The 12731-nt window shown below is 72.4% G+C and carries 12 protein-coding genes; 6 read left to right on the plus strand and 6 right to left on the minus strand.

What is annotated here, in order from left to right; all coding sequences use genetic code 11:
- Positions 1-107 precede the first annotated feature (107 nt).
- Genes SM793_RS25950 through SM793_RS25960 form a run of 3 tightly spaced genes read right to left on the minus strand, consistent with a single transcriptional unit; the run spans position 108 to position 3366 of the window.
- Positions 108-1214 (minus strand): low specificity L-threonine aldolase, encoded by a 1107-nt coding sequence (locus SM793_RS25950; protein WP_320440693.1) that lies wholly within the window; start codon positions 1212-1214, stop codon positions 108-110.
- Positions 1211-1969, minus strand: a complete 759-nt coding sequence (locus tag SM793_RS25955) for an SDR family oxidoreductase (RefSeq protein WP_320440694.1) — start codon at positions 1967-1969, stop codon at positions 1211-1213. The genes SM793_RS25950 and SM793_RS25955 overlap by 4 nt, the downstream gene beginning before the upstream one ends.
- Positions 1966-3366 (minus strand): DUF6421 family protein, encoded by a 1401-nt coding sequence (locus SM793_RS25960; protein ID WP_320440695.1) that lies wholly within the window; start codon positions 3364-3366, stop codon positions 1966-1968. Before SM793_RS25960 ends, SM793_RS25955 begins: the two co-directional genes overlap by 4 nt.
- Before the next feature lie 445 nt (positions 3367-3811).
- Here SM793_RS25960 and SM793_RS25965 point away from each other — a divergent pair, with 445 nt between their 5' ends.
- Positions 3812-4387, plus strand: coding sequence for a DUF5134 domain-containing protein (locus SM793_RS25965; protein ID WP_320440696.1), 576 nt, complete (start codon positions 3812-3814; stop codon positions 4385-4387).
- Between the two features lie 246 nt (positions 4388-4633).
- A complete protein-coding gene (locus tag SM793_RS25970; protein WP_320440697.1) occupies positions 4634-5596 on the plus strand; it encodes a M56 family metallopeptidase in 963 nt (320 codons plus the stop codon).
- A gap of 75 nt (positions 5597-5671) precedes the next feature.
- Here the strand turns inward: SM793_RS25970 and SM793_RS25975 are convergent, their stop codons facing one another.
- Positions 5672-6076, minus strand: a complete 405-nt coding sequence (locus SM793_RS25975) for a MarR family winged helix-turn-helix transcriptional regulator (protein ID WP_320440698.1) — start codon at positions 6074-6076, stop codon at positions 5672-5674.
- An 87-nt stretch (positions 6077-6163) separates the two neighbouring features.
- Between SM793_RS25975 and SM793_RS25980 the strand changes: the two genes are divergently transcribed.
- Entirely contained in the window at positions 6164-7687 is a 1524-nt protein-coding gene (locus SM793_RS25980) for an MFS transporter (RefSeq protein ID WP_320440699.1), read from the plus strand.
- 237 nt (positions 7688-7924) lie between these two features.
- Complete coding sequence (locus SM793_RS25985) at positions 7925-8530, plus strand: TetR/AcrR family transcriptional regulator (RefSeq protein ID WP_320440700.1); 606 nt, start codon at positions 7925-7927, stop codon at positions 8528-8530.
- Positions 8531-8606: 76 nt separating this feature from the next.
- Here SM793_RS25985 and SM793_RS25990 read toward each other — a convergent pair whose 3' ends face one another.
- Positions 8607-9473, minus strand: coding sequence for a helix-turn-helix domain-containing protein (locus tag SM793_RS25990; RefSeq protein WP_030392216.1), 867 nt, complete (start codon positions 9471-9473; stop codon positions 8607-8609).
- 414 nt (positions 9474-9887) lie between these two features.
- Between SM793_RS25990 and SM793_RS25995 the strand changes: the two genes are divergently transcribed.
- Positions 9888-10409, plus strand: coding sequence for an ATP-binding protein (locus SM793_RS25995; RefSeq protein ID WP_320440701.1), 522 nt, complete (start codon positions 9888-9890; stop codon positions 10407-10409).
- 539 nt (positions 10410-10948) lie between these two features.
- On the opposite strand, the gene SM793_RS26000 is transcribed toward SM793_RS25995, so the two are convergent.
- A complete protein-coding gene (locus SM793_RS26000) occupies positions 10949-11203 on the minus strand; it encodes a DUF397 domain-containing protein (protein WP_030392214.1) in 255 nt (84 codons plus the stop codon).
- 514 nt (positions 11204-11717) lie between these two features.
- On the opposite strand from SM793_RS26000, the gene SM793_RS26005 reads away from it, so the two are divergent.
- On the plus strand, positions 11718-12665 hold the full coding sequence (locus SM793_RS26005; protein WP_320440702.1) for a hypothetical protein: 948 nt from the start codon (positions 11718-11720) through the stop codon (positions 12663-12665).
- Positions 12666-12731 lie beyond the last annotated feature (66 nt).

Here is a 12731-nt window from a genome sequence, read left to right on the forward strand (position 1 = left end):
CCCGCTCTCTCGCGGCGACTCCGGAACTGTACGGGGACGGGACCGTCAGAAGCAAATCGTCCCGCCCCGCAGTGGCGGGACGGGACGACCAGCGGTCAAGGCGCGCCTCAGGCGCGACCCATCTCCTCGGCGATGGCCGCCGCGAAGGCGTCGATGTCGGCCTCCGTGGTGTCGAACGAACACATCCAGCGGACCTCACCGGTGTGCTCGTTCCAGAAGTAGAAGCGGTAACGCTTCTGCAGCCGCTCGCTCACCTCGCGCGGGAGGATCGCGAAGACCGCGTTGGCCTGGACCGGGCGGACCACGGTCACGCCCTCGATCCCGCGGACCGCGGCCTCCAGCCGGCTCGCCATGGCGTTGGCGTGGCCGGCGTTGCGGAGATAGAGGTCACCCGAGAGCAGCGCCTCGAACTGGACCGAGACGAAACGCATCTTCGACGCGAGCTGCATCGAGGTCTTGCGCAGGAACTTGATGTTCCGGACCTTCTCGGGGTTGAGCACGACCACGCACTCGCCGAGCAGCAGGCCGTTCTTCGTACCGCCGAAGGACAGCACGTCGACGCCCACGTCCGTGGTGAAGGCGCGCAGCGGGACGCCGAGCGAGGCGGCGGCGTTCGAGAGCCGCGAGCCGTCCACGTGGACCAGCATGCCGAGCTGGTGCGCGTGGTCGACGATCGCCCGGATCTCCTCCACCGTGTAGAGGGTGCCGAGCTCGGTGCTCTGGGTGATCGACACCGCGAGCGGCTGCGCGCGGTGCTCGTCACCGAAGCCCCAGGCCTGCTGGTCGATGAGCTCGGGGGTGAGCTTGCCGTCGGGGGTGGGGACGGTGAGCAGCTTGATGCCGCCCATCTTCTCCGGCGCGCCGCCCTCGTCCACGTTGATGTGGGCGCTCTCGGCGGCGATCACCGCGCCCCAGCGCGGCAGCACGGCCTGCAGGGCGACGACGTTGGCGCCGGTCCCGTTGAAGACGGGGTACGCCTCGGCCTGCTCGCCGAAGTGGCGGCGGAAGACGTCCTGGAGGTGGGTGGTGTAGTCGTCCTCACCGTAGGCGACCTGGTGGCCACCGTTGGCGAGGGCTATCGCGGCGAGCACCTCCGGGTGCACGCCGGCGTAGTTGTCGCTGGCGAAGCCGCGGACGGCGGTGTCGTGCCGCCGCTGGGCGTCCGTGCGGCCGGAGAGCTCGGACGGGTCGGAAGGGTCGGAAGGGTCGGTCATTGGGCTGTCAGCCACAGGTGCTGTCCGTTCAGTTCTTCTGCGGGGCGGTCCCAGAGGCCCGCCAGGTGTGCGGCGAGGTCGGCGGTCTCGGTGAAGCCGGCGAACTTCGCCTCCGGCTTCTCGGCCCGCATCTCGGGACTGAGCAACGCCTTGATCACCAGGATGACAGCCGCGGCGGTGGGCTTGCCGTCCTCGGCGGTGGTCTCCTTGCGGAAGGAGTCCGCCATGGCGAGCGTCCAGGCCTCGGTGGCGGCCTTGGCGGCGGCGTAGGCGGCGCCGCCCGCGGTGGGCTTGTGCGCGGCGGTGGCGGAGATCATCGCGTACCGGCCGGACCCGCTGCGGACCAGGGCGGGCTGGAACGCCAGCGAGGTGTGCTGGAGGGTGCGCACGACGGTGTCGTGCAGGAAGTCCCAGTCGTCGATCCGGCTGTCGAAGAAGGTCTTGCTGCCGCGCCAGCCGCCGACGAGGTGGAACACGCCGTCGACGTGGCCGTGCTCGGCCTCGAGGTGGTCGGCCCAGTCGTGGACCTCCTGCGGGTCGAGGAGGTCGATGACCTGGCCGCTGACGCGCGCGCCGCGGACGGCGATGCGGACGGAGTCGAGTGCGGACTCCAGGCGCTGGGCGTCGATGTCGGCGCCGATGACGGTGGCGCCGTCGGCGGCGAGGCGGCGCAGCACGGCCTGGCCGGCCGGGCCGCTGGCTCCGGCGACTGCGATGACCTTGCCGGTCAGCGGTCCGTTGGGTGCGGTGGTCACGCGGCGACTCCCTGCAGGCCGGCGCCGGTGATACCGGCGGTCGAGGCGATGACACCGCTGAGCTTCTTCGAGAGGGCCTCGTAGAACATGCTCAGCGGGAACTCGTCGGGGAGCACAGCGTCGCACAGCGCCTTGTTGAGCGCCTTGCCCTCGGTGCTGCCGAACGGCAGTGCCTCGGTGCCCTTGGCCCAGGTCGAGGCCGGGTGCGGGGTGAGGTAGCGGGAGACCAGCTCGTAGGCGGCGATCCAGTGGGCCGGCTTCGGGCGGTCGATACCGTCGCGGTAGAGGGTCTCGATCTCGGCGCAGAGGTCGTTGGTGACCTGCGGGGCCCGCTCCCAGTCGATGCTGAGGCGGTTGTCGCGCCAGCGCAGCGCGTCGTGCTTGTGCAGGTAGGCGAAGAGCAGCTGGCCGCCCATGCCGTCGTAGTTGCGGACGCGGTCGCCGGTGACCGGGAAGCGGAAGAGGCGGTCGAAGAGGATCGCGTACTGGACGTCGCGGGCGTGCGCGTCGCCCTCGGTCTCGAGCTTCACCGCCTCCTTGAAGGTGGTGAGGTCGCAGCGGAGCTCCTCCAGTCCGTACATCCAGAACGGGCTGCGCTGCTTGATCATGAAGGGGTCGAACGGCAGGTCGCCGTGGCTGTGGGTCCGGTCGTGGATGAGGTCCCAGAGCACGAAGGTCTGCTGCGAGCGCTCCTGGTCCTCCAGGAGGCTCTGGGCGTCGGCGGGGATCTCCAGGCCGAGCAGTTCGACGGCGTTGGTGGAGACGACGCGGAAGCGGGCGGCCTCGCGGTCGCAGAAGATGCCGCCCCAGGTGAATCGTTCCGGCGCCTTGCGCACGGCCACGGTCTCGGGGAAGAGGACGGCGGAGTTGGTGTCGTAGCCGGCCGTGAAGTCGGTGAAGGTGATCGGCACGAACATCGGGTTGTCGAAGCGGGTCCGCTCCAGCTCGGCCAGCCACTCGGGCCACACGACGTTCAGCAGGACGGCTTCGAGGTTGCGGTCCGGGTTGCCGTTCTGCGTGTACATCGGGAAGACGACCAGGTGCTGCAGGCCGTCCTCGCGCTGGGCGGCGGGCTGGAAGGCGAGCAGCGAGTCCAGGAAGTCGGGCTCCCGGTAGCCGGTGTCGGCCCACTTGGCGAGGTCCGCGTCGACGGCGGCCAGGTAGTCGGCGTCGTGCGGGAAGAGCGGGGCCAGCTCGGCGACGGCGGCGCGCACCGTCCCGACCAGGGGGTCGACGGTCTGGCGCTGCACAGCGGCCAGGTCGATGGAGCCGTCCTTGGACTGCAGGGGGCGCAGGGTCTCGACGGCGTCCTTCAGTCGCAGCCAGGCCGGGTGCGCGGCGAGGCTCTGGGCCGGGGCGTCGGCCGCCTCGGCGACCCTTGGCGAAAGATTCTGCATCGGGGACTCACTTCGACAGGAGGGTTTTCAACAAGACCACCATAAGTACGAAAGGTTCTTCTGTTCAAGGGGGGGTTCGGCGACGGATCTTCCGTGGCCTGCGGTGGAGCGCGCGTGGCAGCCGCGTGAACAGGCGAGGGGATCTTCCGGACGAGCCTGGACGAAGCCTCCCAAGGCGACCATGCCGCGCGTGTCCCGGGCCCGCCACCGGGAGAGGTCACCGGCGCTGACCGGCCTGAGCACCGCCCTGCCCGAACGCGCGCCAACCATGAACGCGGGCCGACCTGAGCGCGCGCCGACCCTGAGCAGCCGGACCGGGCGGCACCCGACGGCCGATCGCACCACGAGGAGCACAACCGTGCGCCCCCGTACGCGCCCTGCTGCGCGCGGCAGCGAGCGGTGATCGTGGACGGTACGTCCGTCCGCGCCGCCCGGGAGGCCGCCGTTGCACGGTCCAGACCTGGTCAGCTGGCTGCTGGCCGTCCTCACCGCGGCCTCCGGCGGCTACTGCCTCTCCCGGCTGCGCCACGCCCCGTGCACACCCGTGGCGGCCCCGGCCGCCCCCGGCGCCGGTCCCGGCCGGCTGCACACCCACGAGGCGGACCTCGCCGAGGGGCTGATGGGTTTTGGCATGGCCGCCATGGCGGTCGCCGGCCCGACCGTGCCGGGCGAGGTGTGGGCCTGGGTGTACGGTCCGCCCGCGGTGGTCCTGGTGCTGGCGGCCGCCCGCCGGCCGGACCGGCGGGCGCACCGGCTGCACCACGCGGTCGGGGCGCTGGCGATGACGTACATGGCGCTGGCGATGACCGCCGCCCACGGGCACGCGGGGCACCGTCCGGCAGCCGGCTCGCCCGCGCTGACCGGCGCCCTGCTCGCCTACTTCGGCGGGTACGCGCTGTGGTCCGGCAGCCGACTGCTGAGCGTCTCCGGCGGCACGGCGGCGATGGCCTCGGCCGGACTGGCCCGGGCCTGCCGACTGTCCATGGGCATCGGCATGTTCGCCATGCTCCTGACCATGTGACGACCGTCCGGTCTCCCCCCACGATCCACCACGGAACGCGACCCACGACAGCGCTGGACCCACCACGGAACGCGATCCGACACCGGGCCCGCGACGCCGGCGCGCGCACCGTGACCCGGCCCCGTCCCCCAGGTGTCGTGGCGTTGGTCACTGGGTGGCCGAAAGCCGTTCCACCCGGCTCCGGCAGCGCATAGGTTGACCGGGAGCGCACTGTCGCGCTCCGTGCGTCCCCGGGGAGCCCATGCCATGACGGCCCTGCTCGGCCTGCTGCTGCTCGGACTGCTGCTCGCCACCCTCGCCCCCCGGCCGCTGGTCCGGGCGCGCTGGGTGGAGCGGGAACCGGTGCTGGCGCTGCTGGTCTGGCAGTGCCTGGTGGTGGCGGTGCTGCTGTGCTGCGCGCTGGGCCTGGTGCTCGCCGCGATGGCCGCCCTCCCCGCGCTGCGCACGGTGCTGTTCGCCTGTGCGCCGACGGGCGTCGAGGCCGCGTACGGGCTGCACAACGCCGAGGGCTGGGGCCGGCTCTGCGCGGCGGTGCTGGCGGCGGGCGGGCTGCAGACGGTGGTCGCGCTGACCCGGGAGATCCGTACCGCGAAGGCGCTGCGGGCCCGTCGACACGCTCAACTCGCCGAGCTCTCACCGCCGTTGCCGGAGTCGATCGAGCCGGCCTCGGGCGCCGGCGCACGGCCGCGCCGGGAGCGGCTGGTGGTACTGGAGAACGTCCGCCCGGAGGCGTGGTCGCTGCCGGGGCAGGATTCCCGGCTGGTGGTCACCACCGGGGCCCTGCGCCGGCTCACCGCCCGTGAGCTGGCGGCGGTGCTCAGCCACGAGCGGGGACACGTGCGGGCCCGGCACCACTGGCTGGCCCAGGGCGCGCAGGCGCTCGCCTCCGGGTTCCCCGGGGTCGGGGTGTTCCGCGCCTTCCGGGACCAGGTGGGCGAGTTGGTGGAGCTGGCGGCGGACGACCGGGCGGCGCGCCGGCACGGGCGCCACACCACGGCCCTGGCGCTGGCGGGGATCAATCTGGAGCGCGGGGTGTTCGGCGCCTGCCCGCCCGGGCAGGCGCAGTCCCCGAAGCGGGTGGACCGACTGCTGGCGGGGCGGCCGAGGCTGTCCGTGCCGCACCGGCTGCGGCTGACCCTGGCCGCACTGGCGGTGCCCGCCGCGGTGGTCCTGCTGGCCGTCGCCCCGGGCCTGCTCGCGCTGCGCTGAGCGGCCCCGCGAACTCGGCCACCGCCTTGGCGGTACAAGGGGTTTGACGGGGCGTCGGCTACCGGCCGAACTGCCTTACGGCTCCTCGGCCAAGGTGAGCGACAGCACCTCGCGGTGCAGCGCGCGGGCCTCGGCGTAGCGCCGGCAGCCCTCCTCCGTGAGCGCGACCTGGATGCCGCGCCGGTCGACCGGGCACATCGCCCGGGTGACCAGTCCGGCCTTCTCCAGCCGGCCGATCAGCCGGGAGAGGGCGCTCTGGCTGAGGTGCACGGTGGGAGCGAGCTCCTGCACCCGCAGGCCCTTGTCGCCGCTCTCGCAGCCCTCGACGAGGCGCTCCAGCACCTCGAACTCGCTCATGCCCAGGCCGTGTTTCTCACCGAGCTCACGGTCGAGCAGACAGGCGGTCCGGGCATGCCGGGCGAGCAGGTCGCGCCACTGGGCGACCAGGTCTGCCTCCTCCGGGGAGTCGAGTTCAGCCACGTCGCCACCGTATCACAGCGCCAACAACTTATGCGTTAACATCATATTCACTTGCATTGGATGCATGTGCATGTAGTCTCTTGCGTCATGACCACAGCGACCGCCACGACCATCGACGATCCGTCAAATACCGGGGCCCACTGGACCCCTCGGCTCTGGGGCACCCTGATCGTGCTCTGCGCCGCGCTCTTCCTGGACGCCCTGGACATCTCGATGGTCGGCATCGCCCTGCCCTCCATCGGCTCGGAACTGCACCTGTCCACCTCCACCCTCCAGTGGGTGGTCTCCGGCTACGTGCTCGGCTACGGCGGCCTGCTGCTGCTCGGCGGCCGCACCGCCGACCTGCTCGGCCGCCGCCGGGTCTTCCTGGTGGCGCTCGGCGTCTTCGCCGCCGCCTCCCTGCTCGGCGGCCTGGTCGACGACGGCGGCCTGCTGATCGCCGCCCGCTTCCTCAAGGGCGTCGCGGCCGCGTTCACCGCGCCGGCCGGCCTGTCGATCATCACCACGACCTTCCCCGAGGGCCCGGCCCGCAACCGGGCGCTGTCGATATACACCACCTGCGGCGCCAGCGGCTTCTCGCTCGGCCTGGTGCTCAGCGGCCTGCTCACCGCGGTCGGCTGGCGCTGGACCTTCCTGATGCCCGTCCCGATCGCGCTGCTCGCCCTGGTCTTCGCCGTCCGGCTGCTCCCCCGCCCCACCGAGGAGAAGGTCACCGGCCGCTACGACGTGCTCGGCGCGATCACCGGCACCACCGCCGTCCTGCTGCTGGTGTTCACCGCCACCGAGGCGCAGGGCGCCGGCTGGCTCAGCTTCCGCACCCTGGGCTCGCTGGCCGTCGTGGTCCTGCTCGCCGCGGCGTTCCTGGTGACCGAGAGCCGGACCGCGCACCCGCTGGTGCGGCTCGCCATCTTCCGCAACGGCTCGGTCGCCCGGGCCAACGTGATCGCCTTCGCGATGGCCGGCGCGTACGGCGGCTTCCAGTTCGTCGTCACCCTCTACCTGCAGGACCTGCTCGGCTGGTCGGCCCTGGCGATGGCGCTCGGCCTGCTCCCCGCCGGCGCGATGATCGCGCTCTCGGCGCCCTTCATGGGCCCGGTGGTGGACCGCTTCGGCACCGGCCGGCTGCTGCCGATCGGCCTGCTGGCCCTGGTCGGCGCGTTCGCGCTGTTCCTGCGGCTGGACGCGCACAGCTCGTACCCGGTGCTGGTGCTGCCCTCGATCGTGCTGCTCGGCGTCGGCTTCGCGCTCGCCTTCCCCTCGGTGAACATCGCCGCCACCGACGGGGTGGCCGACGAGGAGCAGGGCCTCGCCTCGGGGCTGGTGAACACCGCGATCCAGGTGGGCACCGCGGTCGTCCTGGCCGGCGCCACCGCGATCATCACCGCCGGCAGCAACGGCGGCACCGGCGCCGAGGCACAGCTGGACGGCTACCGGCCGGCCCTGCTGTTCGTCACCGGGGTCGCGCTGGTCGGCCTGGTGATCGCCGTGGCGGGCGCCGTGCTCGACCGGCGGAAGAAGGCAACCACCCTGCCGGTAGCGGACTATGATTATCCGTCAGTAGGCCGAACGAACCTGGCCGAGCGACACGACGAGATCCTCAGCAAGAGCTGAGCGGCGGCAGAGGTTCCGCGACACCCGGATCCACCCTCCGCCTTCGGGCTGGGCGCCGGCTCTACCAAACCCCCGTGTTGGTAGGGCCGGCGCCTCCGTACGGGCCGAACCCGGACCGCCCGGCCGAATGCCGGTCGCCGGGGCTCGGTCGTCGGCCCGGCCAGTATATTGGCCGCCAGCCAACGAACGTACGGAGCAGACACGATGGCACCTCGCGGGGATTCGGTCAATGAGGAGATGCGCCAGCGCTCCCGGCGACGCATCATGCGGGCCACCGTCGAACTGGTCGACCAGCGCGGATACGCCGGCACCACGCTGACCGACATCGCCGAGCGGGCCGGGCTCGCGCGCGGCCTGCTCTCCTACTACTTCGACGGCAAACGGCTGCTGATGCAGTCGGCCACCCACCGGATGATGCACCAGGCGCTCTCCACCGCCCTCGACGAGCTGGCGCCCGACGCCGGCCCCGAGGACCGGCTGGCCCGGGCCATAGACGCGGTGCTGAGCCTGGCCATGGACCACCCGAGGGTGATGCGCTCGCACCTCGCGCTGATCCTCGACCCGGACACCGGCGCCTTCGTCCAGGACCCGGAGCAGCAGCGGCTCGGCTCGATCCTCCAGGGACTGCTGCGCGACTGGGGCGCGCCCGACCCGCCGGCCGAGCACGCGGTGCTGCGCAGCGCGCTGATGGGCGGCTGCATCGGCGTGCTGCTGCCCGGGGCGGAACTCCCGCTGGCCCCGATCCGCGCCGACCTGTTCCGCCGCTACAACCTGCCCTGGCACCTGGGCCGTCCGCCGCAGCCGCTCCCGCCGGAACGGGAACGGCCGCCGGCCCGCGGCTGAACCGCGGCGGCCGGCGGCCGCTGTGTGCGTGCCCCTCCGGATCCGGCGCCCCCGCGGGCACCGGTCCGGTCCGGGCTCAGCGCTCCTTGAGGATCGAGGCCAGCAGGTCGATGGTGCGCTCGGGCGTGAGGCTGTCCACGCAGAGCCGCTCCATGACCTGGATGTAGGCATCGACGTCGTCGCGCTTGTCCAGGTACAACGCGCTGGTCAGCTGCTCCAGGTACACCACGTCCGCGAGGTCCTGCTCGGGGAAGCGCAGGATGGTGAAGGCGCCGGACTCACCGGCGTGCGCACCGAAACGGAACGGCATGACCTGGATGACCACGTTGGCCTGCTCGGCGGCGTCGATCAGGTACTGGACCTGGCCGCGCATCACCTTGGGGCCGCCGACCGGACGGCGCAGCGCCGCCTCGTCGATGACCGCCCAGAGCCGCGGGCTGCCGCCCTCGGTGAGGAGCTTCTGACGGCGCATGCGCAGGCTGACCCGGCGCTCGACCTCCTCCTCGCTGATCACCGGCCGACTCTGGCCGAAAACCGCCCGTGCGTACTCCTCGGACTGCAGCAGGCCGGGGACGAACTGGACTTCGTAGGTACGGATCAGGGCAGCGGCCTCCTCGAGGCCGACGTAGGTCTGGAACCAACCCGGCAGGACGTCGTTGAAGCTGTGCCACCAGCCCGACTTGTTGGCCTCACGGACCAGGCCGAGCAGCGCCTCGCGTTCGAGGCCGTCGTCCACGCCGTAGAGGCTGAGCAGGTCGGCGACGTCACGTTCCTTGAAGCTGACCCGGCCGAGTTCCATGCGGCTGATCTTGGACTCGGAAGCCCGGATCGCGTAGCCCGCGTCCTCGCGGGTGATGCCGCGCGTCTCGCGGAGCCGGCGCAGCTGGGAGCCGAGGAGGATCCGGCGGACCATCGAGCCGCCGCCCGGCTGAACTGTGGTCATGCGGTCCTAACCTCCACCTAGGGCAAACAGCGCACAGTCTGCCATCAGTTGAGCGCTCACGGTGCCGATACTGACGGATGTTCCTATCAGTTCTGCACTCCGCACACCAGGATGCACGTGCATCCGGCGCTTGCATATGCCATTTGAACGACTGCACGTGAATCGGCTCTTGCATCTGTAGTGAGCGCAGAGCACGATGGTGCACGTGCACCTGCACATCCCTGGCAATCCCGCGGGCTCCGCGTCGACCCCACGCGCGATTCCGTGCACCGGCCCGGCAGCGCCCCCGCGCCTCCGGGCCCTCGTGCGCGCGCGCCTGGTCGAGAGGCGGCCGCGCGGCCTAGCGAGTCGGAGGTGACCGGCATGACCCCGGCGGGTCCAGCCGTGTCCGCCCCCTTATGGGAGGAGCTCTTCATGAGCACCGGAACGGCTTTGGCAGTCGACCCCCATGTGGTCACGTGTACGCTCACCCCTCGCTTCGAAGCCGTCAGAACCGCGCGCGACTTCGCCAGGACCGCCCTGCAGCGCTGGGACCTGGGCGAGCTCTTCGACGATGTCGCGCTGGTGGCCTCGGAGCTGGTGACCAACGCGTTGCGGCACGCGATCGGCGCGTGCCCGACCACGGTGGACGACCACGACTTTCCCACGCAGCCGACGCCCGAGGGCAGGCTGCCGATCCGAATAAGCCTCGTGCACCGCGCGCCCCAGGTCGTCTGCGCGGTGAGCGACCCCAGCAGCCTGGGCCCGGTGGCCCGGGAGGCCGACTTCGTGGCCGAGTCCGGCCGCGGACTGCACCTGGTCGACTCCTTCAGCCGCTCCTGGGGCTGGCACCCGCTGGGTGGCGGCAAGGTCGTCTGGGCGCTGTTCGAGGCGGAGGAGAGCCTGCGAGCGGCCCCCGCGGCCGAGTTCGGCGGACGGCACCGGCGCTCGGCCTGACTCCGCGTCCGCCGGCAGCCGCGCCCGGAACACCACATCCCGGCCGGCGAGTTCCTCCGGCGACCGCTCAGCTCCACCCCGGCAACGGCGATCGGCGGCCCTCGGGCAGCGGGCACCGGCAGCCTCCCGGCGGTGGCGTCCCTCCGATCCGTGTCCCTCCGGTCCGCGTGCGGCGGCTCGGCAGACCGGAAGGCGGGCGGCCAAGGCGAAGGACGAACGGCCACGGACGGACGGCGAAGGACGGACGGCGAAGGACGAACGGCGAAGGGCGCCGGGCGCACGGCAGAGGCGCACGGCAGGCGACACGGAGGGCGAGCGCGGGGTCGGTGCGGGCCCGGCCACGACGGCCGGGCACTCCATCGACCCGGGACCCCCTGGGCCGGAAGGGCCCACGAAGAGAGACCGCAGAGGCAGACCGGGGCAGGCCGGCCGGGCAGGTGAACCGGTGCAGACGGGCCGGCGGAGACGGCCGGAAAAGACAAAGGCCGTCGTGGTGTCAGCACCCACGACGGCCCCCCGATGGTGAAGCCGGCGACCGCTCAGACCGCCAGGTGGTCGAACTCCCCGTCCTTGGCCCCCAGCAGCAGTGCGGCGATCTCGGCCCGCGTGTAGATCAGCGCCGGACCGTCCGGGAAGCGCGAGTTGCGCATCGCCACCTCGCCCCCCGGCAGGGCGGCGAATTCGACGCAGTTCCCCTGAGAGTTGCTGTGCAGGCTCTTCTGCCAGACCACGCCTTCGAGGTCCGCAGCGGCCATCCCGTTGTACGTGTCGTACGTGTCGTGCGAGTCGTGCATAGAAATCTCCCGAAGAGCTCCGGAGTGGGTCGTCCAGCTCGGCGCCCCGGCCCCGGCCGTACGACCGGGCCGGCCCCGTACCGGCCCGGCACAACGCCTCACTTGACGCGATGATAGCTCCAGTGCACGTGCATCAGCACGGGACATTGCAGGTGCACGGGCTTTTCGACACCGAACCGGAACTCTTCGCCAGGAGCCCTCCCGGCAGCATATAAGTGGACATAGCCGATCGAATCGGCAGGTAGTCGCTCACCGCCCGTAGGCGACTCCCCGCTGAATGTTGATCTTCCGACGCCGGGAGTCGCACCTCAGTGACGCTCCGTCAGGCCGGTCGTATGCTGTGAGACATGTCACGCGCCACCCGTGCAACGAAAGCCCCGTTCCGGCGCATCTGCACGGGTACCGGGACAACTGCCGCCCGGAGGCCGGTTATGTCCGGTTTTCGCAGCGGTGGTCCCACCCGGGACGGCAGCCGACTGCGGGCCGGGCGGGTCGATGTCCTACGATCTCCGCCATGAGCACCGCAGCCATCCCGGGCGCGCCACTGCCCGTCCGTACTCCAGGCTCCCGTGCGCGGGGGCGCCACCGCCGTCCCGAGCGCCCCGAGATCCCGACCGGTTCCCCGGCCATGCTGCTCGCCGTCCCCGCGGCCGCCGGACCGGAATCCCGGTCGGTGGTCGAGGAGCTGCTGTCGATCGTCCGCAGCGAGCAGAACGGCGTGCTGACCGCCGCCGGCTACCTGCCGACCGGCGGGACCGACGGCCAGCACACCGACGGCCGGCACACCGGCGGGACCGCGGCCGAGCGCACCGTCGCCGAACTCCTGACCGAGGCGGCCGAGGCCGGCCTGCCGACGCCCGTCGTGGTGCCACTGGTGCCCGGCCCGCACGGCTTCCTCCCCGAACTGCACGCCCTCGCCGCCGAGTACGGCGCCCAGGTCACCGACACCCTGGGCCCGCACCCGCTGCTCGCCGAGGCCGTCCACGTCCGCCTCTCCGAGGCCGGACTGGCCCGCGCCGACCGCGCCCGGCTGTTCGCCATCGCGACCGCCGCCGACGGCGTGGTGCTCACCACCGTCGGTGGGCAGCCCGCCGCCGACGCGGCCGGCATCACCGGCATGCTGCTGGCCGCCCGGCTCGCCGTCCCGGTCGTCGCCGCGGCGCTGGACATCCCCGGCTCGGTGGCCGAGGCCGTCGCGCACCTCAAGGAGATGGGTGCCCAGAACCCGGCCCTGGCCCCGCTGGTGATCGGCCCCGAGGCGGACGCCGAGCTGCTCGCCGCCGCCGCCGAGGAGTCCGGCTGCCCGTCGGCCGCGCCGCTGGGCGCGTACCCGGCGGTGGGTCAGCTGGTCGCCTCCACCTACCTGGCCGCGCTGCCGGCCGTCGACCCCGACCTCGGGGCCGACGAGGCGGACAACGCCGACGACGGCATCCGCGGCGCCGGACGGCACGCCGCCCAGTAGCGGACACCGCGTGGGCGGGCCCGGAACGGCGGCTCCGTTCCGGGCCCGCCGCGCGTCCGCCGCCGG

The sequence above is a fragment of the Kitasatospora purpeofusca genome (genome assembly GCF_034043715.1).
Taxonomy (GTDB): Bacteria; Actinomycetota; Actinomycetes; order Streptomycetales; family Streptomycetaceae; genus Kitasatospora; species Kitasatospora purpeofusca_A.

Bases quoted from the DNA above. Each gene is read 5' to 3' on its own strand.
- SM793_RS25995 (WP_320440701.1), top strand. From the start codon at position 9,888: ATGAGCACCGGAACGGCTTTGGCAGTCGACCCCCATGTGGTCACGTGT.
- SM793_RS26005 (WP_320440702.1), top strand. From the start codon at position 11,718: ATGAGCACCGCAGCCATCCCGGGCGCGCCACTGCCCGTCCGTACTCCA.
- SM793_RS25990 (WP_030392216.1), bottom strand. From the start codon at position 9,473: ATGACCACAGTTCAGCCGGGCGGCGGCTCGATGGTCCGCCGGATCCTC.
- SM793_RS26000 (WP_030392214.1), bottom strand. From the start codon at position 11,203: ATGCACGACTCGCACGACACGTACGACACGTACAACGGGATGGCCGCT.
- SM793_RS25950 (WP_320440693.1), bottom strand. From the start codon at position 1,214: ATGACCGACCCTTCCGACCCTTCCGACCCGTCCGAGCTCTCCGGCCGC.
- SM793_RS25985 (WP_320440700.1), top strand. From the start codon at position 7,925: ATGCGCCAGCGCTCCCGGCGACGCATCATGCGGGCCACCGTCGAACTG.
- SM793_RS25960 (WP_320440695.1), bottom strand. From the start codon at position 3,366: ATGCAGAATCTTTCGCCAAGGGTCGCCGAGGCGGCCGACGCCCCGGCC.
- SM793_RS25970 (WP_320440697.1), top strand. From the start codon at position 4,634: ATGACGGCCCTGCTCGGCCTGCTGCTGCTCGGACTGCTGCTCGCCACC.
- SM793_RS25980 (WP_320440699.1), top strand. From the start codon at position 6,164: ATGACCACAGCGACCGCCACGACCATCGACGATCCGTCAAATACCGGG.